1 pseudogene is annotated in these 600 nt (G+C 46.7%); it reads right to left on the bottom strand.

Annotated elements, in window-relative coordinates:
• A pseudogene (locus FVW27_RS18910) lies at nt 1-291 on the bottom strand (hypothetical protein); the annotation flags it as partial.
• Between the last annotated feature and the right edge of the window lie 309 nt (nt 292-600).

Raw genomic sequence — 600 nt, 5'->3', positions numbered from 1 at the left:
ATCAGTAAGATAGCCAAGTACTTCAGCACTCCGGCTTTGTGGGGCAGGTGCGCCGCCCCGGATGGTTTTGGGTTCAGGCTCCTTCACCCGGCGAGCAAACCACTCCATGAACGAATCTCGCTCGTAGAAGACTCTTCGTCCCACGCGCCAACGCTTGCTGGGGCCTAAGCCAAGGCTGTCTAGGTTGGCCAAGGTTTTGGGATGGATAATGCCCTCCGTAAGTTCACCAATGCTTGATCGCGGGAAAATTGACGGCAAGCCCATCTGCACCGAGTTAAGAATCTCACTCATCTTGCTCTCCTCCTGTAAAAATGAAAGCAAGTGAATTGTAATTTATTAAAAAATTAAAGTACTAATTTTAATTTAAGTAATTTATTCACCACCTAAGTGGAATACATAGCAATAATAGTTAAAATTTATTCTTTAACAACTCGAGACGTTAATTATCTGCCAGCACAAGCTACACAAACAAACAGTGCACAATCCCAAAAAAGAGGTCATGCCGCGCCACCTAGAGCAGCGATGAGGCCATAAAGCTTCATCAACCACTAGCAAGGAGGCCGACATGACCACTGGAAGAAGGTCACGGAATGGCGTGGG

The sequence above is a fragment of the Nitratidesulfovibrio liaohensis genome (assembly GCF_011682075.1).
Taxonomy (GTDB): Bacteria; Desulfobacterota; Desulfovibrionia; order Desulfovibrionales; family Desulfovibrionaceae; genus Cupidesulfovibrio; species Cupidesulfovibrio liaohensis.
This window is presented reverse-complemented; position numbering and strand designations above follow the sequence as displayed.